The 1,713-nt window shown below is 29.4% G+C and carries 3 protein-coding genes; all 3 read right to left on the reverse strand.

Features of this window, described 5'->3' with window-relative positions:
* Nucleotides 1–57: 57 nt before the first annotated feature.
* Nucleotides 58–648 (reverse strand): hypothetical protein, encoded by a 591-nt coding sequence (locus ACVC2P_RS11780; RefSeq protein WP_452598669.1) that lies wholly within the window; start codon nucleotides 646–648, stop codon nucleotides 58–60.
* Nucleotides 649–743: 95 nt separating this feature from the next.
* On the reverse strand, nucleotides 744–1,187 hold the full coding sequence (locus tag ACVC2P_RS11785) for a hypothetical protein (RefSeq protein WP_452598670.1): 444 nt from the start codon (nucleotides 1,185–1,187) through the stop codon (nucleotides 744–746).
* Nucleotides 1,180–1,713, reverse strand: a 534-nt coding sequence (locus ACVC2P_RS11790; RefSeq protein ID WP_452598671.1) for a hypothetical protein, incomplete at its 5' end; no start/stop codon positions are given. The genes ACVC2P_RS11790 and ACVC2P_RS11785, both read right to left, overlap by 8 nt.

The following is a 1,713-nucleotide window of genomic DNA, read 5'->3' on the forward strand; positions in this document are numbered from 1 at the left end:
GTTTTAGTTAAGCTTACTCTTACCGCCACTAGAAAGATTCTAGCGGGAGCGGGGAATCTATTTTTCTCCACAATGTTCATCATAATATTTCATTACATTCTTTAAGTTGTTTTTTTTAAAACCTTTTGTTCCCAGTTTTGATACTAATTCCGGACAATCTTTAAAATAAGCTTCAGCTCGCTTCTTAAAACTCTTACCCATAACTGCTCCACTACGTATCATAGTTACTGCTTTTTCATCTTTTCTCTTAACATAATATCTAACTACTTGCATACTAACATTTGGACCTCTAGCTGTTCCTAAATACAGTTCGTATAATTCTATTTTATTTCCTGCATATACTAAATCCATCAACTTTGTTTTTTTTCCTTCCTTGAGTGGTCTGTATACATATTTCGTTGTTATTTTTTTATTTTTTAATACTACTTTGTCTATCTCTGATGAAGAGATCATTTTATATTTACCTTTTTTAGTTGCTTTATACTTTACACCTGTTTTTGTTACTTTTCCATAACCAGAGATTACCTTACCATCCTTTTTTGTTACTGTTACTCTTTTTTGTGAATATGAAGATGTAACTGTTCCAAACAGTATTATTAATATTATAAATTTTAATACGTTCTTTACTCTTTGTTTTTCTAATATCATTTAGTTCTTTTTTAAATTGTATTTTTATTATTTATTACTCTTACCGCCACTAGAAAGATTCTAGCGGGAGCGGGGAGCTGGGGGGAGCTGGGTACCTATTTCATTTCGAAAACGGTTCTTTTACCTAACATATATAGTCGTTCTGATTCGATTATTAATCTCAACTGAGTAGAGTTCTTTAATTTTTTTATAGTATCTATTTTCATCAAAAACTTATCGTTAAATCTTATGTCATTAGATTTTTTTATAGTGAGAAAAAAAATATTCCCTTCAATGTTGTCAATAATAAAATCTCCCTTAATTAATTTATTATTTGTTTTGAAATTAAATTTTTTGTTTTCAAAATTAAAAAAAAGTTTTAGAGCAGAATAAACTATATTTTTCTTTTCATGTTCTAACAAATCATTATTATCATAATAATATTCATATATCGCCCATTCTTCTATTTTATCATGCCCAGTAGGAAACTTGTTGCATGTTAGAAATGATACAAATAGCATTGGAAATAAAAATGAAAAAATCTTTGTTTTGTTAGTCATCAGAACTATTGTTTTCTGTAGAGTTTTCATCATCTAAATCTTTATTTTCTTCAACTTCGTTTGCGTTTTCTTCTGGTGCAACATAATTTAAAGCAGGATACGGTGCCTGGTCAGATATTTCAGCAAAAATTTTCAAACCTAAATCTTTGACTTCTTTTCCCTCATTTCCATTACCACCAAAAAGAATTATATTAAATAAATCACTTAGACCTTTAGGATTTAAGTATTGTTTATCCACCATTCCAGATTCAATAGCTGTATTAATATCCTCGAAAACTTTTTCAACCACAGCACTATTTTGAGAATAAACATAACCAGTCCATCTATCTGTATGTTTCCAAGACTTTATTTGTTTTTCTAACTTAACCATGTCTTTCCCTACAGTCAAATTATTTGATAGATTGACAATTTGCACAGCTAAATCAACTGCATACAAAGCTGCCAAAGCACCTCCTTTGGCTGTTGGTGCACTAACAACCATATTGTTTTCGTGGTGCCTAATTACTCTATTCTTCTTTTTTATTTT

The sequence above is a fragment of the Pontimicrobium sp. MEBiC01747 genome, from assembly GCF_053601635.1.

Excerpts from the sequence above, each read along its gene's own strand:
- ACVC2P_RS11780 (WP_452598669.1), bottom strand. The coding sequence starts at position 648 with ATGATATTAGAAAAACAAAGAGTAAAGAACGTATTAAAATTTATAATA.
- ACVC2P_RS11785 (WP_452598670.1), bottom strand. The coding sequence starts at position 1,187 with ATGACTAACAAAACAAAGATTTTTTCATTTTTATTTCCAATGCTATTT.